This is a genomic window from uncultured Massilia sp. (genome assembly GCF_913773735.1).
In the GTDB taxonomy this organism is placed as follows: Bacteria; Pseudomonadota; Gammaproteobacteria; order Burkholderiales; family Burkholderiaceae_D; genus Telluria.
The window spans coordinates 234,901-259,665 of sequence record NZ_CAJYEB010000010.1 but is presented as its reverse complement, the minus strand read 5'-3'; the positions used below and the strand labels follow the sequence as shown (position 1 = coordinate 259,665).

15 protein-coding genes are annotated in these 24,765 nt (G+C 69.7%); 9 read left to right on the top strand and 6 right to left on the bottom strand.

From position 1 onward, the window contains the following. Positions 1 to 111: 111 nt before the first annotated feature. Positions 112 to 1,137 (top strand): 5'-nucleotidase, encoded by a 1,026-nt coding sequence (locus QZ749_RS04520; protein ID WP_296943726.1) that lies wholly within the window; start codon positions 112 to 114, stop codon positions 1,135 to 1,137. Here QZ749_RS04520 and pbpC read toward each other — a convergent pair. Next, the gene (gene pbpC / locus QZ749_RS04515; protein ID WP_296943723.1) at positions 1,041 to 3,245 is read right to left on the bottom strand and encodes a penicillin-binding protein 1C; all 2,205 of its coding nucleotides are present in this window, start codon (positions 3,243 to 3,245) and stop codon (positions 1,041 to 1,043) included. The genes QZ749_RS04520 and pbpC overlap by 97 nt on opposite strands. Then, entirely contained in the window at positions 3,242 to 9,028 is a 5,787-nt protein-coding gene (locus tag QZ749_RS04510; protein ID WP_296943720.1) for an MG2 domain-containing protein, read from the bottom strand. The genes pbpC and QZ749_RS04510 overlap by 4 nt, the downstream gene beginning before the upstream one ends. Before the next feature lie 294 nt (positions 9,029 to 9,322). On the opposite strand from QZ749_RS04510, the gene QZ749_RS04505 reads away from it, so the two are divergent. The 4 genes from QZ749_RS04505 (at position 9,323) to QZ749_RS04490 (ending at position 13,328) form a co-directional block, all read left to right on the top strand. Next, the gene (locus QZ749_RS04505) at positions 9,323 to 10,723 is read left to right on the top strand and encodes an L-cystine transporter (RefSeq protein ID WP_296943718.1); all 1,401 of its coding nucleotides are present in this window, start codon (positions 9,323 to 9,325) and stop codon (positions 10,721 to 10,723) included. Positions 10,724 to 10,868: 145 nt separating this feature from the next. Then, positions 10,869 to 11,600 carry a histidine phosphatase family protein gene (locus QZ749_RS04500; protein WP_307726649.1) on the top strand — a complete coding sequence of 244 codons (732 nt, stop codon included), beginning with the start codon at positions 10,869 to 10,871 and terminating at the stop codon, positions 11,598 to 11,600. A gap of 11 nt (positions 11,601 to 11,611) precedes the next feature. Then, on the top strand, positions 11,612 to 12,592 hold the full coding sequence (locus QZ749_RS04495) for an NAD(P)H-hydrate dehydratase (protein WP_296943716.1): 981 nt from the start codon (positions 11,612 to 11,614) through the stop codon (positions 12,590 to 12,592). Between the two features lie 295 nt (positions 12,593 to 12,887). Next, entirely contained in the window at positions 12,888 to 13,328 is a 441-nt protein-coding gene (locus tag QZ749_RS04490) for a hypothetical protein (RefSeq protein WP_296943714.1), read from the top strand. A gap of 217 nt (positions 13,329 to 13,545) precedes the next feature. On the opposite strand, the gene QZ749_RS04485 is transcribed toward QZ749_RS04490, so the two are convergent. From QZ749_RS04485 to QZ749_RS04475, 3 genes are all read right to left on the bottom strand, one after another. Beyond that, entirely contained in the window at positions 13,546 to 16,749 is a 3,204-nt protein-coding gene (locus tag QZ749_RS04485) for an efflux RND transporter permease subunit (protein WP_296943713.1), read from the bottom strand. A gap of 21 nt (positions 16,750 to 16,770) precedes the next feature. Then, positions 16,771 to 17,949: an efflux RND transporter periplasmic adaptor subunit gene (locus tag QZ749_RS04480; RefSeq protein WP_296943711.1), complete on the bottom strand. Its 1,179-nt coding sequence runs from the start codon at positions 17,947 to 17,949 to the stop codon at positions 16,771 to 16,773. Positions 17,950 to 18,280: 331 nt separating this feature from the next. Next, positions 18,281 to 18,700: a divergent PAP2 family protein gene (locus QZ749_RS04475; protein ID WP_296943709.1), complete on the bottom strand. Its 420-nt coding sequence runs from the start codon at positions 18,698 to 18,700 to the stop codon at positions 18,281 to 18,283. A 167-nt stretch (positions 18,701 to 18,867) separates the two neighbouring features. On the opposite strand from QZ749_RS04475, the gene QZ749_RS04470 reads away from it, so the two are divergent. From QZ749_RS04470 to QZ749_RS04455, 4 genes are all read left to right on the top strand, one after another. After that, complete coding sequence (locus QZ749_RS04470) at positions 18,868 to 19,905, top strand: DUF475 domain-containing protein (protein WP_296943707.1); 1,038 nt, start codon at positions 18,868 to 18,870, stop codon at positions 19,903 to 19,905. A gap of 75 nt (positions 19,906 to 19,980) precedes the next feature. After that, the gene (locus QZ749_RS04465; protein WP_296943705.1) at positions 19,981 to 20,556 is read left to right on the top strand and encodes a TerD family protein; all 576 of its coding nucleotides are present in this window, start codon (positions 19,981 to 19,983) and stop codon (positions 20,554 to 20,556) included. 81 nt (positions 20,557 to 20,637) lie between these two features. Continuing rightward, positions 20,638 to 21,042, top strand: a complete 405-nt coding sequence (locus QZ749_RS04460) for a hypothetical protein (RefSeq protein WP_296943703.1) — start codon at positions 20,638 to 20,640, stop codon at positions 21,040 to 21,042. Between the two features lie 284 nt (positions 21,043 to 21,326). After that, positions 21,327 to 22,832, top strand: a complete 1,506-nt coding sequence (locus QZ749_RS04455) for a tryptophan halogenase family protein (RefSeq protein ID WP_296943701.1) — start codon at positions 21,327 to 21,329, stop codon at positions 22,830 to 22,832. Between the two features lie 116 nt (positions 22,833 to 22,948). Here the strand turns inward: QZ749_RS04455 and QZ749_RS04450 are convergent, their stop codons facing one another. Next, positions 22,949 to 24,571 carry a methyl-accepting chemotaxis protein gene (locus QZ749_RS04450; protein ID WP_296943698.1) on the bottom strand — a complete coding sequence of 541 codons (1,623 nt, stop codon included), beginning with the start codon at positions 24,569 to 24,571 and terminating at the stop codon, positions 22,949 to 22,951. Positions 24,572 to 24,765 lie beyond the last annotated feature (194 nt).

Genomic DNA, 24,765 nt, shown 5'->3' with positions numbered 1-24,765 from the left:
AAACGCCGCGTCGCTTGCCCGTACGGAGTTTTCCTAAAAGGAATACGCTAGGCTGGCCGTGCGTCCGGTAAACTCGGCCGTGACGCCCCCAACCAACCGCTCCGGACCGCCATGCCCTTCGATCCCTCCGATACCCTCGTGGTCGGCATTTCCGCCACCGCCCTGTTCGACCTGGCCGAGGCCGACGCCGTCTACAAGACCGGCAAGGCCAGGCATGCCCGCAATCCGCGCAGCGGGCTGGACGAATACCGCGCCTACATGCTCGAGCGCGAGAACGAGCCGCTGCGCGACGGCACCGGCATGGCGCTGGTGCGCGCCCTGCTCGGCCTGAACCGCCACGCGGGGGCGGACGGCAAGCCGCTGGTCGAGGTGGTCGTCATGTCGCGCAACAGCCCGGAGACCGGCATGCGCGTGTTCAACAACATCCGCTCGCGCGGGCTGCCGATCGCGCGCCATGCCTTCACCGGCGGCGAGTCGGTGGTCGACTACCTCGACGCCTTCGCCGTCGACCTGTTCCTGACCACCAACGTCGACGACGCCCAGCGCGTGATCGACGCCCAGGCCTGCGCCGCGGCGGTGCTCAAGCCGCCGCCGCACGCGGCCGAGGCGCCGCCGGAAGACCAGGTGCGCATCGCCTTCGACGGCGACGCCGTGCTGTTCGACGATGCCAGCGAACTGGTCTACAAGACCGAGGGACTGGACCGCTTCCACACCGTCGAGGACGAGAAGCGCAACGAACCGATGAACGACGGCCCCTACGCGATCCTGCTGCGCAAGCTGGCGCGCCTGCAGGAGCGGCTGCCGTTCGGCGCGGACGCCTCGCCGCTGCGCATCGCCATCGTCACCGCGCGCAGCGCGCCGGCCGAGATGCGGGTAATTAACACCTTGCGCCACTGGGGCGTGTACGTGAACGAGATCTTCTTCCTGGGCGGCGTGCCCAAGTCGAAGGTGGTCAAGGCCTTCCGCGCCCACCTGTTCTTCGACGACCAGGACCTGCACCTCGATCCGGCCGCCATCCACGTGCCGGCCGGGCGCGTGCCCTACCGCTCCGATTCGCCGCTGTTCGTGCCGCCGCCGGACGCTTCGCCGGACGAGCCGCCGGTGCTGGTCGAGCGCGTCGACACCGCCGGCGCCTGAGGCGCGGGCTGCGCGCCGCGCACCTCGAAGCCGGCGGCGGACAGCACCCGCCCGCCGGCATCCACCAGCTTCAGTTCGTGGCGGCCGGGCACCGGCTGCCAGCCGGCGTCGCCATCGGCCGGGCCGTACGCCTGGCCGTCGAGTTCCCACTGCAGTCCCTTGCCGGCCTGGGCACGGAAGCGCAGGCGCTGCAGCGGCGCCGGGATGTCCGGGTCGAGCGCGACCAGGCTGCCGTCGGCCGGGTAGACGATCTTCGGCGTGCGCCGCGCCGCCTCCAGCATCTCGACGACGGCCGTTTCGGTGCCGCGCACGAACCATTCGGCGCGGCGCGGCTCGACGGCGGGCGCGTACGCCACCTCCTGGCGCACCACGCCTGGCGGCGGCGCGGGCGCGCGGCCCGGGCGGTCGCGGTGCAGCCAGTCCATCACGTCGCGCCATACCGGCGCCGCGCCCGCGACGCCGGACACGTCCCACATCGAGCGGCCGTCGAAATTGCCGACCCAGACGCCGACCGTGTAGCGGTCCGAATAGCCCAGGCACCAGTTGTCGCGCATGTCCTTGCTGGTGCCGGTCTTGACCGCGCTCCAGTAGCCGGTGGCCAGCTCGTTGCGCAGGCCGAAGGTCACGCTGCGCGCGGCGCGGTCGGACAGGATGTCGGACACGATGAAGCTGGCGCGCGCGTCGAGCACGCGGGTGGTGCCCACCGCAGCGCGCGCCGCGCCGCCGGGCGCCACCGTGACGGGGCCCTGCAGGCCGCCGTTGGCCAGCGTGCGGTAGGCATTGGCCAGTTCCAGCAGGCTGACGTCGCCCGACCCCAGCGCCAGCGACCAGCCGTAGAATTCCGGCGCCTCGGTCAGGCTGGAGATGCCCAGCAGGCGCAGGCGCTCGTGAAAGCGCTCCTGCCCCACCAGCACCAGCGTGCGCACGGCCGGGACGTTGAGCGAGCCGGCCAGGCTGGTGCGCACGCTGGCGGCGTCGCGGTACTGGTGGTCGTAGTTCTGCGGCACGTACAGGCCGCCCGCGACGGGGATGCCGACCGGCGTGTCGTCCAGCAACGAGGCGGCGGTCAGCTGGCCGCGTTCCAGCGCCAGCTCGTACAGGAAGGGCTTCAGGGTGGAGCCGGCCTGGCGCAGCGCCGTCGCGCCGTCCACTTCGCCGGCGCCGGCATTCGCCACGTACGCCAGGATCTCGCCGCTGGCATTGTCCAGCACGACCACGGCGCCATCGCCGACGTTGCGCCCGGCCAGCTGGGCCAGGTGGCGCCGCAGCGCGCCGGCCGCCACCCGCTGCACGTCGGCGTCCAGCGTGGTGCGCACGGCCGCGCCGGCCTCGCGGGCCAGGCGGCGCGCCAGCGGCGCCACCGCGGCCGGCGGATTGCTGCGCGCCAGCGCCGCCAGCGTCTGCCATTCGATCGCGGCGCAGTCGGCGCGCGCGTCGATCTCGCGCGCCAGCGCGCAGGCGCGGCGCGCCAGTTGCGCGCCCGGGGCGCCGGGCGCGCGCAGCAGGCTGGCCAGGATCGCCGCCTCGCCCGCGTCCAGCCCGGACGGCGCCTTGCCGAACAGGCCGCGCGATCCCGCGCCGATGCCCTGCAGCTCGCCGCGGAAGCTGGCCAGGTTCAGGTAGGCCTCGAGGATCTGGCGCTTGGTCCAGCCGGCTTCCAGTTCGCGCGCGGCCAGCGCCTGGTCCCACTTGGCGCCCCAGCTGCGGCCGGCCGAACGGGGCGCCAGCTTCGGGTCGAGCATGCCGGCCAGCTGCATGGTGATGGTCGAGGCGCCGCGCACGCGTTCGCGGCCGGCCCGGTCGAACAGGTTGTCCCAGGCGGCCTTGCCGGCCGCGCGCAGGTCGATGCCGCCGTGCTCCATGAAGCGCTGGTCCTCGGCCTGCAGCACGGCGCGGCCCAGCGCCGGCGAGATGTCGTCCAGCGCCACCCAGGCCTGGCGCCGCGCCGCCATGTCGATGCGCACCGTGTCCAGCAGCACGCCGTGGCGGTCGAGCAGGCGCGCGTCGGACGCGCGCCAGGCCGCCCTCACCTCCTGCGGCGTCGGCACCGCGGCGCCCGCCGCGACCGACACGCACGCCGCCAGCAGCGCCGCCGCGATGCCCTTCACTGGCGCACCGCGACGCCGGCGTTCGGCAGCTCGCCGAACATCTCGGGGCTGTACATGGCCTCCACGCGCGTCGGTGGCAGCGAGAAGGCGCCGGCATTGTTCAGGCGCACCGTGTACTCGACGCTGAAGCGGCCCTTGGGCACCCATTCGAAGTAGGAACGGAAACCGGCGTGCGTGCGCTCCTCGTAGGCCGGCCACACCCACCCGCCGCGGCGCTCGCCCGCGGTGGCGATCTGCGAATCGCGGCCCAGGCCCGAGCCGAGCACGCTGGCGCCGGCGGGGATCGGGTCGTCGACCACGACCCAGCTCATGTCGGCCTGGGCATCGATGTCCAGGCGCACGCGGTAGACGTCGCCGCGGCTCCATGTTCCCTTGTCCTTGCGCTCGACCGGGGTCACGGTGCGCACGATGCGGTAGCCCGAGGACAGCGGCGCCGCCAGCGGCACGGCCGCCAGGCTCTGGATCGTCGCCCATGGCTTGCCGCCGCCGAGCTGGCGCAGCGTCAGGCTGGCGCGCCCCTCCGGCCAAGCCTGCAGCACGACGGCCGGCTTGTCGGCCGGGATCGTGCCGGTCCAGGCCAGCGGCTTGCCGGCGGCGCCGGCCAGCACCACGCTGGTGTCGCCCGTCACCGGCGCGCGCTCGAAGGTCTCGGAAAAGCGCTTGAGCGCCACCGTGCCCCAGGCATTCGCGGTGGTCGTGTCCCAGTGGCCGCGGCGCTGGCGGCCCAGCGCGCCGCGCGCCAGCCGGCCAGCGTCCTGGCGCCAGGCCGGATCGTCGAGCACGGCCAGCAGCAGCCGGTTGGCGTTGGTGTCGCCGGACGTCATCAGCCACCACCAGGCGTCGCCGCGCTCGGTGGAAAAGCCGAGCGTCGTGCCCTGCAGGTTCAGGCGCGCGCGCAGCACCTGCGCCGCCTGCGCCAGGTGGGTGTCGCGCTGCGCCAGGTCGGGCGTGCGGCGCAGCACGAGGTACCAGTCGATCAAGGCCGACGTGGGCCACAGGTTCGGCTGCACCGCCAGCGTGTCGAGCATGCCGGGCCGCACCAGGCCGGCGCGCGACAGCGCTTCCAGCGCCGCCAGCTTGCGCACCGCCAGTTCGCCGCTGGCGCGCGCATTGCCGCGCACGATGCGGCCCTCGACGAAGGCCGCGAGGCCGGCCTGCATGCGCGTCTTCAGGTCGTCGGGGATGGCGAAGCCGGCGTCGGCGGTCAGCGACAGCACGTAGGCCGTGAGCACGTCGCTGCCCTGGTCCATCGGCGCGAAGTACTTGACCAGGCCGTCGCCGTCCAGGTGGGCCGGCAGCGTGGCGGCGACGGTGTCCCACATGGCGCCGTCGCCCAGCGCCACCGCGCGCGAGGTGCGCTGCTCGAAGCAGGTATAGGGATAGGCCGCCATGTAGTCGCGCACGCCGGGCAGGTCCGCGCCCAGCCGCGCCTGCAGGGTGGTGCGCACGCCGCCGCGTCCCGGCAGCGCGTCGGCGGGGCGCTCGACCGGCAGCACCGTGGCGCCGTCGAGCTGCACCAGCGTCGCCTGCAGCGTGCGCACCGGCACGGCCGCGCCGACCTGCTGGTTCAAGCGGATGCGGTCGGACGCGGCGGCATCGCCGTCGACGTCGGCGCGCACGTCCCAGCGTAGCGCCGCCGCGCCGGCCGGCACCTGGACGTCCCAGCCGATCTCGCGCGCCTCGGCCGGGGCCAGGGACACGTCCTGCGGCGCCAGCGCGCGCAGCGTGGCGTCGCTCGTGCCCATCCCGGCTTGCAGGCGCACCTGCAGCGGCCGGTCGGACGCGTTGCGCACGGTGAAGCCGGCGCGCAGGCGGTCGCCTTCGCGCACCAGCGGCGGCAGGCCGGACACCAGCATCAGGTCCTGCGTGCTGCGGATCTCGGTGGCACCGGTGCCGAACAGGCCGGCCCCGCCGCTGGCCACGGCGACGATGCGGAACGACGTCAGCGCATCGTTCAGCGGCACCTCGACCCGCGCCTCGCCGTTCGCATCCAGCGCCACCCTGCCCTTCCACAGCAGCAGCGTGTCGAACAGCTCGCGCCCCGCCGCGCGCCCGCCGCCGCCGCCGTGCGGGAAGGCCTTGCGGCCGTAGTGGCGCTTGCCCACCACCTGCATCTGCGCCGTCGCCGTCTCCACCTGCAGGCTGCGTTCGCGCATCATCGTGTCGAGCAGGTTCCAGCTCTCGTTGGGCATCAGTTCCAGCAGGCCGGCGTCGACGGCGGCCAGCGCCACCTCGGTGCCCGCCGCCGGCCGCCCGCCGCCGGGCGCGCGCACGCGCACCGTCACCCGGGCGCGCTCGCGCACCTTGTACGCCGGCTTGTCGGCCGCCACCTCGACCTTCAGCTCGTGCGCGCCCCAGCCGACGCGGATCGGCGCGATGCCGAGCTTGTAGGCCGGCTTGCCGAGGTCGACCAGCGCGGTCGGCTGCACGCCGGCCACGCGCCCGCGCACCACCAGGGCCGACACGAACACGTTCGGCGCGTAGCTGTCCTTGACGGGGATCGCGATCTGCTGGTCGGTGCCGGACAGCCGGCGCACATAGGTGTCGAGGATGCCCTCGCGCTCCACCGTCACCAGCACGGTCGCGCGCCGGAACGGGCTGCGCACCTGGAAGCGCGCCTGCTGGCCCGGCTCGTAGCGCTTGTGCTCGGGCAGCAGGTCGATGCGGTCGTGGTCGGCGCCGGCGAACCACTGTTCGTCCGCGCCCGCGACCCAGACCTCGCGGTTGGCCGCGGCCGCGCGCCGCTGCGGGTCGGCGGCGCGGGCGCGCAGGATCAGGTCGCCGTCCTCGGGCGCGCGCACCTCGCACAGCAGCAGGCCGCGCGCATCGGTGACGCCGCCGCAGGCTTCGCCCAGGCGCTTGATCTCGCTGCTGTTCTCGTAGGCGTAGAAGCCGCCCACCATGCGGCGCCGGTGCGAATAGGTATGGCGCTTGAGGAAGTCGACCGCCACCGGCACGTTCGCCACCGGCTTGCCGCCCACGTCCAGCACCACCACCTGGAACTTCATGGCGTCGCGCCGCAGCAGCCAGCCGTCCGGCTTGATGCCCAGCACGTACTGCGCCGGCCACAGCGGCACGCGCGTGGAGGCGGTCAGCGTCTCGCCATTGGCGTCCTGGTAGGACAGCTCGGCCAGCAGGCTCTTCGGCCGCTCGACCGGCGCCAGGCCGTCGACCACGATGCGCGCGCCGCCGGCGCGGTCCAGCTGCAGCGACTGCGTGCGCGCCACGTCCTGGCCGCCGGCGCCGTCTTCCTCGCCGCCCTCCTCGTCCATCTCCTCGCCGCTCTCTTCCCGGCGCACCACGCCCTCGCGCACGTCGCCGCTGCCCAGCGAGAAATCCTCGTAGCCGGGGAACTGCACGCTGGTGTCCTGCACCACGCTGCGCAGCTTGACGGGCGCCTGCCCGGCCGGCCCGCCGGCCAGGTAGCTGACCTGGGCGTCCAGCGCCACCGCCGCCGGGGCCACCGCCGGCTGCTTCGGCCCGGCCAGCACCGCCTTCATGGTCGGCACGCGGAACTGCTCGACGCGGAACTGCCCGGCCACCTGGCCGCCGACCAGCACGTCGTAGGCGCCCAGTTTTGCCTCGGCCGGGATTGCCCATTCGCCGGTGGCGCTGCCGTTGGCGTCCCATTCGATCGGGAACTCGGTCTTCTCGCCGCTGCCCTGGTGGACCAGGAAGCCGCGCGCCGGCAGCGCCGACTTGTCCGGGCCGAGTTCCTGGGCGCGCCAGTCCTGCACCGACTTCGGCGCGGGCTCGCTCGCGCGCACCAGCGCGAAACCGCCCTGGGTGCGGCGGCGCAGGAAGTGCTTCATGTGCACCGTCTCGCCGGCGCGCAGCAGCGTGCGGTCGAACACGGTGGCGACCAGGCGGCTGTCCTCGTCGCGCGCGCCGGTCGGCAGGTGGAAGCGCCAGGCTTCGATGCCCTGCTGCCAGTCCGACAGCGTGAAGGTGAAGTCGTCGCCGCGGCTGGCGGCGATGAAGTAGCTGTTGCCGGTCTTGCAGCGCGCCGGCGCCAGCGCCTTGCGGATGTGGGCCACGCCCGCGGCGTCGCTGGTGCCGCTCCACAGCAGCCGGGCGGCGCAGTCGCGCACGTCGACGCGCGCGCCGGCCACCGGCGCGCCCTTGTCGAGCGAGGTCACCCACACCAGCGAGGATTGCGCGCCGTGCTTGAAGTGGGCGGTCATGTTGGTGACCAGGGCGGCGCTGCGCACATAGGCCACGCGGCCCTTCGGATTGATGGCCGCGCCCAGGCGCGCGCTGCGCAGCTCGACGGCATAGAAGCCCGGCTGGCGCAGCGGAATGCCGATCACCTCGAAGGCGCGCCGCCCGCGCGGCCTGGGCAGGTCGAAGCGCTGTAGCGCGCTGTCCTTGACGCCGGCGAAGATCGAGGTCTCCAGCTGCTTGCCGGACGGCTGGTCCGGGGTCAAGCCGCCGCCCGGCCCGGCCACCTTGCGCATCCAGGCCAGCACGTCGGCCGCGCGCGCCGCGCCCAGGCGCAAGGTGGCGCCGCCACCGTGTTGCTCATTGGCCAACCCTACGGCCAGCTTGGCCTCGACGTTGCGCACGGTGACCGGCAGCAGGCGCTCGCCGCTGGCCTCGACGATGCCGAACGGCGCCGCGAACTTGATCAAGGGAGGCTGCTCGGCCGTGCGCACGGCCAGCGGGAAGCGGCCGGCGTTGACGAGCGCGCGGCCGGCATCGTCGCGCAGCCCGGCCGGCAGGTGCAACGTGAAGCGCGCCTGTTCCGGGAACGGTCCCGGCAGGCTGACGCTGTCCACCAGGCCGTCCTGCCGGTCGCGGCCGTCGCGGCCGGGCGCCGCCGGCCAGCGCTTGCCGCCGGGCCCCTCCAGGTAGACCCGGGCCGCGTCCGCGGCCTTGACCGGCGCGCTGAAGTCGACGCGCATGGGCTGGAACGGGATGCACTGGGAGCGCGCGCTGACGCGCTCGCAATTGAAGCGGGCCGTGAAGTCGGCGCGGGTCTTGAAGCCGAGCGCCTGTTCCTGGCTGGTCGCCACGCCGTTCGGCGCGGCCACGCCGGCGCCCCAGACCAGCGCGACCTCGGTGGCCGCCGGCAGGGTGCGCTTGCACTGCAGCGCCACCAGCCGGCGCAGCCGCCCGGCCCGCTCGGCGGCGCGCACGTGCGCCTCGGATGCGTTCCAGGCCCGGTCCTTGTCCGCGCCGCGCTCGTGATCGGGATCGGGATCGACGGCCTGGCCGGCGAACCAGCGGTTGCGCAGCAGCAGTTGCAGGCGCGTGTCGCCGGTGACGACGCGCACGCCGATCTTTTCGTTGATGCCGTCGGCGCGGCACCAGGCGTGCGCCAGGATGCTCTCGTCGCTGGCCGGGGCCGACAGCGCCAGCAGGAACACCTGCTGCTCGTCGATGCCGCCGGCGCCCTCGCCCGGCAGCGATTCCAGCACGGCCGGGCCGCCGGTGCGCACGGCGAACGCGCGCCGGCCCGCGAGCGGCCGGCCGGCCAGGTCGCGCGCGTCGGGCGCCAGCGTGAAGCGGCAGGAGGCGGCGCCCGGCAGGTCGCGCTCGAAGTCGTAGCTCCAGCTGCGCTCGTCGATCCAGCGCCCGCTGCCCGCCACCGGGCAGTCGACGGCGAACGGCGCGGGGGCACGCAAGTCGCCGAACGCCACCATCGGCGCCGAGAAGCGCGCGACCGCCTGCCTCACCTCGCGCACTTCGCCGTCCGGGGTGAACGAGTCGACCGTCGTCTGCGCGCGGGCCGCCCCGCAGCACAGCAGTACCAGGAACAGCGCGCGCAGCACGACAGGCATCGGAATCTCCCGGATCAGCGAACAAGATGGCCAGTGAAATATTGCAAGCAAGAATATACCTGTGAACAATATTTCTGTCATATTAAGGTGTTGTGCGGAACGGCCCCCGGCAACGCCGGGGCCTTCGTGCAGAAGTGCTGGATTTGGATATAAAATGCCAGTCTTATATTTCCCAAGCGCATATAAAAGCGTCCGGAACCCCGTTGTCGGGGCGATCGCAAACGGTGCAGGGCGAGGCGCGGCGCCGCAACGCCGCCATGTGCCTTTTGCGACAGCCTCTTTTCCAAGGAAACCATGAGCCTTCAACTGATCCTGAACCTGGCCATCGCCGCCGCGGTGTGCGCGCTGCTGTATGTCATGCAGCAGCGCCACGTGTCCTTCACCAAGCGCGTCTTTTCCGCCCTCGGCCTGGGCGTGCTGCTGGGCGCCGGGTTCCAGGCGGCGTACGGCAACGGCGCGGCCGTGATCAAGGACACCAACGCCTACCTCGACATCGTGGGCAGCGGCTACGTCAAGCTGCTGCAGATGATCATCATGCCGCTCATCATGGTGTCGATCGTCCAGGCCATCCTGAAGCTGCGCAACGCTTCGTCGCTCGGCAAGATCAGCGTGCTGACCATCGGCACGCTGATGGTCACGACCGCCGTCGCGGCGTCGATCGGCATCCTGATGGCCAAGCTGTTCGGCCTGTCCGCCGTCGGCCTGACGTCGAGCGCGGCCGAGCTCGCGCGCGGCGCCTACCTCGAAGGCAAGCTGGCGACGACGCAGGACCTGTCGCTGCCGAAGATGATCCTGTCGTTCATCCCGGAAAACCCCTTCCTCGACATGACCGGCGCGCGCAACACCTCGACGATCGCCGTGGTGCTGTTCTCGATCTTCGTCGGCGTCTCGGCCACCGGCATCGCCGGCAAGAAGCCGGAAGTGTTCGAATCGTTCAGCCACTTCGTCCACGTGGCCCACGTGATCGTGATGCGGATGGTGACGCTGGTGCTGCGCCTGACCCCGTTCGGCGTGTTCGCCCTGATCACCCAGGTGCTGGCGCGCTCGAGCATGCAGGACATCCTCAAGCTGATCGACTTCGTGCTGGCCTCGTACAGCGCGCTGGTGCTGATGTTCGGCGTGCACCTGCTCCTGATCGTGCTGGTCGGCCTGAACCCGGCGCGCTACGTCAAGAAGATCTTCCCGGTGCTGGCCTTCGCCTTCACCTCGCGCACCTCGGCCGGTTCGATCCCGATGAGCGTGCAGACCCAGACCGCGCGCCTGGGCACGCCGGAAGGCATCGCCAACTTCGCGGCCAGCTTCGGCGCGACGATCGGCCAGAACGGCTGCGCCGGCATCTATCCGGCCATGCTGGCGGTGATGATCGCGCCGACCGTCGGCATCGACCCGTTCACCAGCCACTTCCTGCTGACCCTGGTCGGCGTGATCACCATCGGCTCGGTCGGCGTGGCCGGCGTGGGCGGCGGCGCCACCTTCGCCGCGCTGATCGTGCTGTCGGCCATGAACCTGCCGGTGGCGCTGGCGGGCCTCCTGATCTCGATCGAACCGCTGATCGACATGGGCCGCACGGCGCTGAACGTCAGCGGCTCGATCACGGCGGGCACGCTGACCAGCCGCGTGCTGGGCCAGACCGACATGCAGGTATTCAACAGCAACGCCGACCTGAACCTGGACGGCGACGAGCAGGTCGCGTAAGCACCGGATTTTCCTGTCTTTTCCTGCGCACGTTTTCCAAAGGAATCGTGCGCAGACGTCCCGCCGAATCCGTCTATGATGATGTCATATCGTTATCGGATGCGACCGGGTGATGGAACAAAAGTGGCCACAAGAAATATGGTTGGTGCGGCACGGGCAGAGCGCGGGCAACGTCGCGCGTGACGCCGCCGAAGCCGCGGCCGGCCTGCACATCGACATCGCCGAGCGCGACGTGGACGTGCCGCTGTCCGAGCTGGGCATGCGCCAGTCGGAAGCGCTGGCCAACTGGTTCGCCGCCCTGCCCCCGGGCAGCCAGCCGAACGTGGTGCTGCACTCGCCCTATGTGCGCGCCGCCGAGACCGCCAACATCCTGATGCAGCGGCTGGACCGCGACGAACTGCTCGCGGTGCATGCCGACGAACGCCTGCGCGAAAAGGAATTCGGCATCCTCGACCGCCTCACCACGCACGGCATCGCCCAGAAATACCCCGAGCTGTACGAGCAGCGCCGCCACGTCGGCAAGTTCTACTTCCGCCCGCCCGGCGGCGAGAGCTGGTGCGACGTCATCCTGCGACTGCGCGGCGTGCTGGAAACCATCACCCGCGAATACCCGCGCGAGCGCGTGCTGATCGTCGGCCACCAGGTCATCGTCAACTGCTTCCGCTACCTGATCGAACGGCTCGACGAGGCGACGATCCTGGCGCACGACCGCGCCGGCGACGTGCCGAACTGCTCCGTCACCTCCTACGCCTTCGACCCCACGCTGGGCAAGCGCGGCAAACTCGCGCTGCGCCTGGTCAATTTCGTCGCGCCACTCGAAGCCACCGGCACGCCGGTCACCTCCGGCAAGGACATTCCCGCGGCCGCCAAGGCCTGAGGCTCCCCACCATGACGCTGTCCACCAACGCCCGCCCGCGCGACGTCGACGCCAGCCTGCTGCGCAGCTGGCCGCTGCCGATGCCGTCGCACGACGGCGACAAGGAAGCCCGCGGCCACGTGCTGGTGCTGGGCGGCTCGCGTGAGATGCCGGGCGCCGTGATCCTGGCGGCTACCGCGGCGCTGCGCGCGGGCGCCGGCAAGCTGACCATCGCCACCGGCCGCAGCGTGGCGCAGCTGGTCGCGCTGGCGCTGCCGGAGTCGCGCGTGCTGGGGCTGCTCGAAACCGATGCCGGCGGCTTCACGGTGGAATCCGTCGCCGCGCTCGACCCGCTGGCCGACAAGGTCGACGCCATCGTCGCCGGGCCCGGCATGCAGGACGAGGTCGCGACGGCGCGCCTGGTGCACGCGCTGCTGGCGCGCCTGGCGGGCAGCGACGCGCGGGTGCTGCTCGACGCCAACGCCATGGGCGCCCTGCTGCATCCGCCGGCGGGCGGCGCGGCACCGTGCCGCTTCGCCACGCCGGTGCTGCTGACGCCGCACGCCGGCGAGATGGCGCACCTGACCGGCATCGCCAAGGAGGACATCTGCGCCGCGCCCGACCGCCATGCGCTGGACGCGGCCGAGCGCTGGAACGCGGTGGTGGCGCTCAAGGGCGCGCGCACGATCATCGCCGCGCCGGGCGGCGAGCGCTGGCAGCACGAGGGCGGCAACATCGGCCTGGCCGCGTCCGGTTCGGGCGACGTGCTGGCCGGCATCATCGCGGGCCTGGCGGCGCGCGGCGCGACGCTGCCCCAGGCCGCCGCCTGGGGCGTGGCGCTGCATGCGCGCGCCGGCGAATGCCTGGCGCAACGCTTTGGAAAACTCGGTTATCTGGCGCGGGAACTACCGCAGGAAATTCCCGCGCTCCTGGAACAGGCCGCCGGCGGCGACGCCGACGCGGCCGCATGGCCATCCGGCGGTGTTGCCGCTGGATCGAGGGTCGAACGATGACGGTTCGGCTTTCATCGAATCCGCATGCCGTACCGCGGATGGGGGTGCATGCCCAACAGGCAGACAGGCCTGACGGCATGGGCTCGACAAGCAGAAGCAGGCAATCCGGCGAACCGGCCCGCACCATACCGGTCAAACGCAGACAGTCGGATTCGCGTGCTCACGGGGCCGCGTATTGCGTCGGTTCCGAAGGTTTCGTGCCAAGCCGGCAAGGAACCGAACAGGCGCCGCCGGCCCTCCAGCGCCTCACCTGGAGACGGCGGCACGTAATAGACGTGAACGAGGAGTAAAACAAATGAACGCACTCAGCAACGCATCGAAGATCCTGTTTGCAGCCGCCCTGGTGGCCAGCCTGGCAGCCTGCAAGAAGAACGACACCACCAGCACCACCGGTACCGGTGACACCACGGCCACCACGCCGAGCACCACCAGCAGCGGTACCAGCGGCACGACCGGCGCGACCGGCACGACCGGCGATACCGGCACGGGCGCAACCGGCACCGGCACCACGGGTACCGGCACCACCGGCACCGATGCCACCATGGGCACCGGCACCACCACCCCGCCGACCGATGCCACCGGCACCGGCACCACGGGCACCGGCACCACCACCACCCCGCCGGCCGGCACCGGCTCGTCGGGTACCTCGGGCATGTCGGGCACGTCGGGCAGCGGCGCCGGCAACGACACCTCGAACACCGGTTCGACCGGCACGACCTCGAACACCGGCCGCTGATGGCGTGCGGGCAAAGGGCCACGCGGCTCTTTGCGGAGGTTCGGTTCCGGCATGCCCTGGCGCGGCAGACGCGGCTCCAGCGCATGCCGCCGCGACGGCGCGGCGATCATGTCATCGATCGTCGCGCCGTTGTTTTTTGAGAAGTGATTTTCGGACGGAATACAGGTGCAGGGTGGGCATCCGAGGCCAGGGGCCCCACATGCCCACCCTGCCAGGGTCAGGCCGCCGCCGGACGCCGCGCGCGCCCCGTCAGCAGCCGGCCCAGCTTGACGATCATGCGGAACACGAAGCGCACCAGCGTCAACGTCAGGATCGCCTCGACGAGGGTCATCGCGAAGGCCGGCAGCACCGTGAAGCGCTCCACGCGGCGGTGGAACTTGGCGGCCATGCGGTCGCGGGCGATCTCGATGCTGTCGTAGAAGGTCGGCACGACCAGCAGCGTCAGCAGCGTCGACGTGATGGTGCCGCCAATGATCGAGATGGCCAGCGGCTGGTAGAACTCGCCCGAGTCGCCCAGGGCCAGCGCCACCGGCAGCATACCGGCGATCAGCGCGAAGGTCGTCATCAGGATCGGACGCAGGCGCGCGCGGCCGGCCTCCATCAGCGCCTCCTCGCGGTCCATGCCCTCGGCCTCGCGGGTACGGGCCGCGTCCAGCAGCAGGATCGCGTTCTTGGCCACCAGGCCCATCAGCATGATGATGCCGATGAAGCTCATCAGGTTCAGCGTGCCGCGCGTCAGCAGCAGCGCCACCACCACGCCGATCAGCGACAGCGGCAGCGACATCATGACGCCCAGCGGCGCGGTGAAGGAACCGAACTGCATCACCAGCACCAGGTACATCAGGCCGATGCCCGACAGCAGGGCGATGCCCATCTGGGTGAACAGTTCCTGCTGGTCCTTGCTCTGGCCGCCCAGCGACAGGCCGTAGCCCGGCGGGAAGTCCATCGTCTTGGCCAGCTTGATGGCGTCGTTCATGACCTCGCCGTTCGAACGGCCCTGGGCGTTGGCCGACACGCGCACGACGCGCTTGCCGTCCTTGTGCTCGATGGCCGACGGGCCCTTGCCCATCGTGATCTTCGCGATCTGGTCGAGCGGCACCATCATGTTGGCGCCGCTGACGGCGATCGGCAGGCGCTCGATGTTCTCGGTGCCCACGCGGTCTTCCGGCGCCAGGCGCACGGCCACGTCGCGGGTCTCGCCGGTCGGGTCGACCCAGTCGCCTACCTCGATGCCGGCGAAGGCCACGCGCAGCGCGGTGGCGGCGTCGCCCACCGAGATGCCCATCATGTTCGCCAGGCCGCGGTCGAGCTCGATCTGCAGCTCGTCCTTCGGATCCTGCTGGGACAGCGTGACGTCGACCGCGCCCGGGACCATGCGCAGCTTGTCCATGTAGGCATTGGTCAGTTCCATCAGCTTGCGCGAATCCGGCCCGGTGAACTCGATCTGCACCGGCTTGCCGTTGCCGTTCATGTCGTCCATGACCGTGTATTCGGCGCCGACCAGGCGCGCGATCTTGGCGCGCAGCTCGACGGCGACCTCGGCCGCGCTACGCTTGCGTTCGCTGCGCTTGCCGATGTCGACGTAGACGGTGCCGCCGCTCGACTTGATCGTGCTGTTGGTTTCCTTGGCTTCCGGCAGCGTGCGTGCCAGTACGGCCGCCTCTTCCATCTTCTTCTGGGCGTAGTACACCGAGGACGAGGCCGGGGTGCGCACCTCGATCTGCAATTGGCCGGCGTCCATCTTCGGCAGGAACGAGGTGCCGCCGAACATGCTGTTGAGCCCCAGCGCGACGATCAGGCTGCCGACGGCGATGACGGCCATCCAGCGGCGGTGGTGCAGCGCCCAGGCGATCACGCGGCCGTAGCGGTCGGCCTGGTGGTCGAACCAGGTGTTGAAGCGCGCCAGGTATTTTTCCAGGCCCTTGCGCTCGGCGTGGTGGTGGCCCGGCGGGTCGCCCCAGTAGGCAGACAGCATCGGGTCGAGCGTGAACGAGATCAGCAGCGAGACGATCACCGAGCAGGTCACGGTCAGCGCGAACGGCCGGAACCACTCGCCGGAAATGCCGGGCATGAAGGCGACCGGGATGAACACGGCCATGATCGAGAAGGTGGTCGAGGCCACGGCCATGCCGATCTCGGCGGTGCCTTCGAGGGCGGCGGTGCGGCGGTCGGAACCGTTTTCCATGTGGCGCACGATGTTCTCGCGCACCACGATGGCGTCGTCGATCAGCACGCCGATCGCCAGCGACAGGCCGAGCAGCGTCATGAAGTTCAGCGTGAAGCCGCACAGCCAGACGGCGATGAAGGCCGCCAGCACCGAGGTCGGCAGCGACAGCGCCGTGATCAGGGTGGAACGCCAGGAATTCAGGAAGGCGTAGACGACGAAGATGGTCAGCACGGCGCCGAACACCAGCGACTCGACCACGTTGTTCAGGCTGCTCTGGGCATCCTTGCCGCCGTCGTAGGAAATGTCCAGCTTGGTGCCGGCCGGCAGTTCCTTCTGGATTTCCTTGATCTCTTCGCGCACCTTCTTGGCGATCGACACGGTCGACGCCTCGCGCGAACGGATGATCTGGATGCCGACGTTCGGATTGCCGTTGCGGCTGGACATGCTCTCGACTTCGGCGAAGCCGTCGCGGATGTCGGCCACCTGGTTCAGGCGCACGATGGTGTCGCCGTTACGCTTGACCACGACCTGCGAGAAATCCTCCGGACGCTCGATGCGGCCGACCAGGCGGATGCCCTTCTCGTCGAGCTCGCTGCGCACCTTGCCCACCGGCGCATTGGTGTTCTGGCGCGACAGCGCGTTGGTGACGTCGCTGACCGAGACGTTGTACTCGCGCAGCTTTTCGGCATGCAGCAGCACCGACAGTTCGCGCCGCAGCGAGCCGCTGACGTTGACGTTGGCGACGCCGTCGATGGCGCGCAGGCGGTCGGCCAGCACGTCCTCGGCCAGGCGCGAGATCTCGGCGTGGGTCTGGGAGCTGGACGACAGCGCCAGGTTCATGATCGGCTGGGACGACGGGTCGACCCGGCGCAGCACCGGCTCGCGCATCTCGGTCGGCAGCTTGTAGCGCACCGCGGCGATGGCGTTGCGCACGTCGTCGGACGCCTCGATCAGGTTGCGCTTGAAGTCGAAGCGCAGCACGATCGTGGCGCTGCCTTCGTTGGCATACGAGTTCACCTCGGTGACGCCGGTGATCGCCTGCATCTGCTTCTCGAGGCGCTCGATCAGCTCGCGCTCCGAGGTTTCCGGCGAGGCGCCCGGGTACGGGATGGTGACGACGATGATCGGGATGTCGACGTCCGGGTTCTGGTTCACGCGCAGATGGCTCAGGGCCAGCAGGCCCATGCACATCATCGCGATGATCAGCACGATCGTGGCGATCGGCTTCTTGACGCTGAAATTGGAAAGGAACATGAGGTTTTCCTGGCTCGCTGTTTACTTGCCCTGGGCCTGGCCGTTGCCGGCGGCGGCCAGCGTGGACGCCGGCGCCTTGGCCGCCGCCATCTCGACCTTCTGGCCATCCTTCAGGTTCGAGTTCGGGTGGCGCAGCACGGTGTCGCCGGCGGCCAGGCCGGTCCTGACCTCGTAGTTGCCGGTGCGCGCATCGCGCGTGCCCATGCCCAGGTCGACCTTGGCCAGGGCGCCGCCCTTGACCTTCCAGGCATAGGTCTTGTCGCCGGTCTTGACCAGCGCCGACTCCGGCAGCATCAGGACGTCGGACAGTTCGGCGTCGATGCGGCCCTCGGCGTACAGGCCGGCCACGCGCGGCTGGTTCTCGCCGGTGAACGAGACGAGCACCTCGACCTGGCGGGTGATGTCGTTGGCGGACGGGTCGATGCGGCGCACCTTGCCGGCGAACTGCTGCTCGCCGTAGCCGTTGACGCGGAACAGCACCGGCTGGCCCAGCTTGACGGCGGCGATCTTGTCGGCCGAGACACGGCCTTCGAAGCGCATGCTGGCCGGATCGATCACTTTCAGCAATTCCTTGCCGATCGACGCGGTGTCGCCCGGCGACACCTTGCGGTCGGACACGATGCCGTCGAACGGCGCGCGCACCACGGTGCGGTCGACCTGCTGGCGCGCGGCCACCAGGCGCGCCTTGGCGGCCGAGACTTCGCTCTGGGCGGTATTGCGGCGCACTTCGGCGTCGTCCAGGGCCTGGGCCGAGGTCATGCCCGAGGCGCGCAGGGTCTTGAGGCGCTCGAGGGCGCGCTGCGACTGTTCGAAGGCCTGGGTGGCGGCGCGCGACGATTCCTCGGCCGACATCAGGCTGTCGCGGATCGAGGTTTCGTCGAGCTTGACGAGGACGTCGCCGCGCTTGACCGGCTCGCCGTTTTCCTTCAGGACCTGCAGGACGATGGCGGACACTTCGGCGCGCAGGTCGGCACGGCGTTCCGGCTGGATCGATCCGGTGATCACCGGGCCGGAGGCGAGCGCATTGCTCTGCACCGTCAGCACGTCTTCGGGGGCCACCAGCAACTGGACGGCCTTGGCATCTTTCTTGCCGTCCGCCTGGGCGGTCGTGTTGTCGGACTTGGCGGCGTCCTTGCCACCCTGGCCGCAGGCGCTCAGCGCAGCGGCGATGGCAAGGACGATGATGGTTTTGCGCAGCATTTCTTGGTTCCCCCGAGTTGGACTCTTGACCTGTAAAAATAAGAATAGAAAAAGCCAGCGCGCAGTATCCGGGACCCCGTCGACACAGTCAACGAGGGATCGGCCAAGCGCGGTTTTGAAGGGATGAAATGCAGATAGGCGCGATGAAATGCATGTGGTCGAGTATGAAACGCGCCACAGGCGGACGGGGGCGGACGGGGGCGGACGTCCGGGGCGGGTGGGTGGATGGAAATTGGACCACGGCCTGCGCAGGGGAGACGGTTTCACGGCCAACACTGGGTGAAACGTCGTCCCGGCGCAGGCCGGGACCCAATTTCACCAAGCGCAGACATTACTTCACCAGCACCCGATAGATCAGATTCCCCATCAAGATCCCCGTCACGATCCCGCCGGAAATCTCCACCAGCGTATGGCCCATCCGCTCGCGCAAGACCTTGAAGTCCGGCTGGCCGGCGGCCAGGCGGTTGATGGCGGCGGCCTGGCGGCCGACGTGCTGGCGCAGGCTGTTGGCGTCGATCATCACGATGAAGCACAGCGTGACCGCCACGCCGAAGGCCGGATGGCCCATGCCCTCGCGCAGCGCGATCAGCGTGGCCATGCTGACGACGGTGGCGCTGTGGTTGCTCGGGAAGCCGCCGTTGCCGATCAGGTTGAATGCCCAGCGGCGCTGGCGCGCACTGTTGATCAGGAATTTGATCGGGCCGACGACCAGCCAGGTCAGCACCGGCGTGACCAGATAGGTAAGATCCATGAATATCCTTGGGTTAAAGACCGGAAGCACGGCGCGGTGCGCCGCGATATGTCGGCGGGCATTATCGCAGAAGCATTGTCTAGCGGCGACATTCCTTGCGCCCATAGACATTGGATACAAGGTAATATGCAAGGATTATTGTGGCATTTCAGTCAATGGAGGAATTGATGCAACATTTCAGGTTGTCGTTCGTGGTCACGGCGGTCCTGCTGGCACTGGCCGCCTGGTGGGGCTACGACCACGGCGGCACGTCCGGCCTGCTGCAGGCCCTGTGGATCGCGGCCGTGCTGGGCGTGCTTGAAGTGTCGCTGTCCTTCGACAACGCGGTCGTGAACGCCTCGGTGCTGCGCAACTGGAACGCGTTCTGGCGCAAGCTGTTCCTGACGGTCGGCATCCTGGTCGCCGTGTTCGGCATGCGCTTGCTGTTCCCGCTGCTGATCGTGTCGATGGCGACCGGCCTCGGCCTCATCGACGTCTGGCACATGGCCACCAACAATCCGGACCAGTATGCGCTGCACCTGACCTCCAAGCATGCCGAGGTGGCCGCGTTCGGCGGCGCCTTCCTGTTGCTGGTCTTCCTCAACTTCCTGTTCGACGAAGAGAAGGAACTGCACTGGCTGGGCTGGATCGAAGAGAAGATCGGGAAATACGGCACCGAAGGGCTGGCGATCCTGCTGACGCTGCTCGCCGTGTTCGCCTGCATGAGCCTGGAACCCGAGGGCAAGAAGCTGTCGGTGCTCATCGCCGGCGTGGTCGGCGTGCTGGTGTACGTGGGCGTGGACTGGTTCAGCGGCCTGCTCGAGGAAGAAGAAACGGATCCCGCGATCGGCAAGGCGATCTCGCAGGGCAGCATCGGCGGCTTCCTCTACCTCGAAGTGCTGGATGCCTCGTTCAGCTTCGACGGCGTGATCGGCGCGTTCGCGATCACCAAGGACGTCGTGATCATCATGCTGGGCCTGGCCATCGGCGCGATGTTCGTGCGTTCGCTGACCGTGTTCCTGGTCAACAAGGGCACGCTGGAAGAATTCGTGTTCCTGGAGCATGGTGCGCACTACGCGATCGGCATCCTGGCGCTGATCATGTTCGCCAGCGTCCAGTACCATATTCCCGAATGGTTCACCGGGCTGTCCGGTGTGGCCTTCATCCTCGTGTCGCTGTGGTCCTCGGTGCGCTATCGCAAGCGCGAACTCGGCCACGCGACCTGACGAAGCGGCCGGTCCACGGGCCGGCCGGTATCCGGCGGCACACGGCCGCCATCATCCAAGCGGAAAGGAAACAACATGGCAATCAGTCTGCAGAAAGGCGGCAACGTCAACCTGTCCAAGGAAGACCCGACCCTCAAGAAGGTCATCATCGGCCTGGGCTGGGATCCGCGCGCGACCGACGGCGCCACCTTCGACCTCGACGGCAGCGCCTTCCTGCTGCGCGGCGACGGCAAGGTCCGCGCCGACAACGACTTCATCTTCTACAACAACCTGAAATCGAGCGACGGCTCGGTCGTGCACACGGGTGACAACCGCGACGGCCAGGGCGAGGGCGACGACGAGCGCCTGGTCGTGGAACTCGGCCGCGTGCCGCCGGACATCGAGAAGATCGCGTTTTCCGTCACCATCCACGACGCCGAGCAGCGCCGCCAGAACTTCGGCATGGTCGCGCGCGCCTTCATCCGCTGCATGAACGCCGACGGCGAGCGCGAGATCGCGCGCTACGACCTGTCGGAAGACAGCTCGACCGAGACCGCGATGATCTTCGGCGAACTGTATCGCTACGGCAGCGAATGGAAGTTCCGCGCGGTCGGCCAGGGCTACAACGGCGGCCTGGGCCCCCTCGCACGCTCGTTCGGCGTGAACGTCTGACGTTTTGACAAGCGGCGCGCCCGTCGGCAGAATGGGCGCGCCGCACGCTTCCCCCCTTTTTCGACACGGATCCATCCGCCCATGCCGACTTCCATCCCACGCCGCGCCAGCGCCATCGTCCTCTCCGTCATCGTCGTCATCGGCGGCCTGTTCGCCCTGTATGTCTGGGCGGTGCTGAACTGGTCGTATTCCGAAGGCGAGCGCGCCGGCTACCTGCAGAAACTGTCGCGCAAGGGCTGGCTGTGCAAGACCTGGGAGGGCGAGATCCTGCTGTCGAGCATGCCGGGCGCGATTCCCGAGCGCTTCGCCTTTACCGTGCGCGACGACGCCATCGTCAAGCAGCTGCAGTCGGCCATGGGCCAGCGCGTGCAGCTGAGCTATTCGCAGCACGGCGGGCTGCCGACCACCTGCTTCGGCGAGACGTCGTATTTCGTCGAGAAGGTCGAGATCGGCGGCGCGAATCCGGTAGCGCCCAGCAATATGTAAGTCGACCCACATATCACCGCCGCGCGGTCAGTCGCGCTTCATATCACCGAAACGGCAGCCACGCGCTGCCGTTTTTCATGGTGGCCCATGGCGCGCCAGCGAGCTACGCGAAGCGATGCCGACAAGCCATTGCCAAAAACCGGGCTCTGACCCCGGCTCTGACCCCGGTTTGAGGGGATGCAAATGTTGGGCGCTAACATTGTGGTTGCCGCCGGGTGGGGCGTGCTCTACACTGCTGCGCTATGACACGGGCCTATCCCGGGAGACAGCGACAGGAGACCAGCATGCAGGACAACGCCATCCGCAGGATCGTCATCGTCGGCGGCGGCACGGCCGGGTGGATGGCGGCGGCGCCGCTGGTGCAGCGGCTCGGCAAGCGCTGCGAGGTGGCGCTGGTGGAGTCGCCCGAGATCGGCACCATCGGCGTCGGCGAGGCGACCCTGCCCACCATCCGCTTCTACAACCAGGCGCTGGGCCTCGACGAGGCCGACTTCATGCGCACGACGCAGGCCACCTACAAGCTGGGCATCGAATTTCGCGACTGGGGCCACGCCGGCAACCGCTTCTTCCACGGCTTCGGCGACTTCGGGCCGCCGGTGGCCGGGCGGGCGCCGCACATGGCCTGGCTGCGCCTGGCGCGCGCCTTCGATGCGATGCCAGACCTCGAGAACTGGTCGATGGCCGCGGTGATGGCGCGCCAGCTGAAATTCGCGCCGCCGGGACGCGTCCGGCCGGGCGTCACCGACGCCTATTCCTACGGCTTCCACTTCGACGCCGGCCTGTACGCCGCTTGCCTGAGCGACTACGCCGTCGCGCGCGGCGCGCGCCGCATCGAGGGCACCATCGACGGCGTCGAGCGCCATCCGGCAACCGGCTTCGTCACGGCCGTGCGCCTGCGCGACGGCCGCCGCGTCGAGGGCGAGCTGTTCATCGACTGCTCGGGTTTCCGCGCGCTGCTGCTGGAAGGCGCGCTGCAGGCGGGCTACGAGGACTGGAGCCGCTGGCTGCCCTGCAACAGCGCGCTGGCCGTCCCCTGCGCCAGGGCGCCGGCGCTGGCGCCGTACACGCGCTCGACGGCGCAATCGGCCGGCTGGACCTGGCGCATCCCGCTGCAGCACCGCACCGGCAACGGCCACGTCTACAGCGACGCCTTCACCAGCGACGAGCAGGCGCGGCGCGACCTGCTGGCGGGCCTGGACGGCGCCGTGCTGGACGAGCCGCGCCAGCTGCGCTTCGTCACCGGAAGGCGCAAGCGCTCCTGGATCGGCAACTGCGTGGCCGTGGGCCTGTCGGCCGGCTTCGTCGAGCCGCTGGAATCGACCAGCATCCACCTGATCGAGACGGCGGTCGGCAAGCTGCTCGAGCTGTGGCCGGACCGCGATTGCCGCCCCGAGCTGGCGGACGAATTCAACCGCGCGATGGCGGTCCGCTACGAATCGGTGCGCGACTTCATCGTCCTGCACTACAAGCTCACCGCGCGCACCGACAGCGCCTTCTGGCGCCACTGCGCGGCCATGGAGATTCCGGATTCGCTGCGCCACCAGATCGCCCTGTTCCGCGAAACCGGCCGCGTGACGATCCTCGACCGCGACGGCTTCGCCGAGCCCTCGTTCGTCGCCATGCTGTTCGGACTGGGGGTGGTGCCGAAGCGCTACGATCCCTTCGTCGACGACGCCGACCTGCGCCAGCTGCACGGCCACTTCGCCGGGCTGCGCGACCTGATCGCGCAGGCGGCGGCGGGCATGCCGGACCATGGGGCGTACCTGGCCGGCCGGGGGCAAGCGGCGTAACCGTCACCCGTTTACGACGTCGCCCCCGCGCAGGCGGGGGCCCGATGCGCACGCGTAGCGACAACGCTCGCGGAAACCGGGTCCCGCCTGCGCGGGGGCGACGGTCTTCTACCGTATCAGGCCGCGATCGACGGCACCGCGTGGCGCCCGGCGGCGGCGCCGACCGGCGCCAGCGCCGTCGTGCGCGCGCCGGCGTGGCGCTTCAGGTTGAAGATGCCCACGGTGCGCGCCAGTTCCTCGGCTTCCTCGCGCAGCGCCTGCGCGGCGGCCGAGGCCTGCTCGACCAGCGCGGCGTTCTGCTGCGTGGCCTGGTCCATCTGGACGATCGCCTGGTTCACCTGCTCGATGCCGGCGGTCTGCTCCTGGCTGGCGTTCATGATCTCGGTCATGATCGCGGTCACGCGGCTGACGCTCTGGACGATCTCGCCCATCGTCGCGCCGGCCTGGTCGACCAGCTCGGAACCGTGGTTGACCTTGTCGACCGAGTCGTCGATCAACTGCTTGATCTCCTTGGCGGCGGCGGCGCTGCGCTGGGCCAGCGTGCGCACCTCGCCGGCGACGACCGCGAAGCCGCGGCCCTGCTCGCCGGCGCGCGCCGCTTCCACGGCCGCGTTCAGCGCCAGGATATTGGTCTGGAACGAGATGCCGTCGATGACGTTGATGATGTCGGCGATGCGCGTGGCCGAGGCGTTGATCTCGCCCATCGTCGAGACGACCTCGGTCATCACGGTGCCGCCCTTGGCGGCGACGTCCGACGCCGACACGGCCAGCACGTTGGCCTGGCGCGCATTGTCGGCGTTCTGCTTGACCGTCGAGGTCAGTTGTTCCATCGACGACGCGGTCTGCTCGAGCGAGGCGGCCTGCTGTTCGGTGCGGGCCGACAGGTCCAGGTTGCCGGCGGCGATCTGGCTGGCCGCGGTGGCGATGGTGTCGGTGCCGGTGCGTACGCGGCCGACGATGCCGGCCAGGCCGTTGTTCATGTCGTCCAGCGAACGCATCAGGCGGCCGGTCTCGTCGTTCGCCTCGATGGCGATGTCCTGGGTCAGGTCGCCGGCGGCGACGGCGCCGGCCACGCGCACCGCCTCGTCCAGCGGACGGACGATGCCGCGCACCAGCATGGCGCCGATGATGGCGGCCAGGATCAGGCCCAGCACCATGCCGGTCAGGCACACCAGGCGCACCAGTTCGTAGGTCGACTGCGATTCCTTGCGGGCGATGTCGGCCTGGTTCAGCTGGATCTGGATCAGCTCGTCGATGCCGGCGCGCGCCGGGGCGAACAGCGTGTTCATGCGGCCGTGCACGATGGCGGCGGCGGCGGCCATGTCGCCGCCGCGCAGCGCGGCGACGGCCGGCGCCTGCGCGTCGGCGAGGAACTTGTCGCGCGCGGCGGCGAAGCGGCTGGCGGTCTCCTGCTCGTGGTCGGCCATGCCGGTCCCCATATAGGCCTTCCACTGCTCGGCGATCGCCACGTTGTTGCGCTCGACCTCGTCGAGCAGCGCCGGCACGCGTGCCGGTTCGGCGCTGAGCGCGCGGGCGATGTTCGCCTGGTTCATGTCCAGCCGGCGCACGATCTGGTCGAGCTGGCCGATGCAGACGATGCTGTTGGCGTACAGGGACTGCAGGCCGGTATTGGCATGGCTGAGACTGAACAAGCCGACGGCGGCGCCGATGATCAATTCCGCACCCAGCAGGGTGATGATGAAGATCAGGCGGGCTTTGATGCTGATGTTTTTAATCATGGGAACACGAGGCCAGAAATCGACATGAGACTTGCAGTATAGAAACCTTCCCTACCAGTGGAACAAAGTTCACAAAAATATTGACGCGATTTGACACTTGCGTGTGCGCGATGCAACACCCCTGCTTCCACTGTGGTCATTATGCCTCAGGAGCGGCCGAAATTGCGAGAAAGCAAAAACTGTGGCCGTACAGC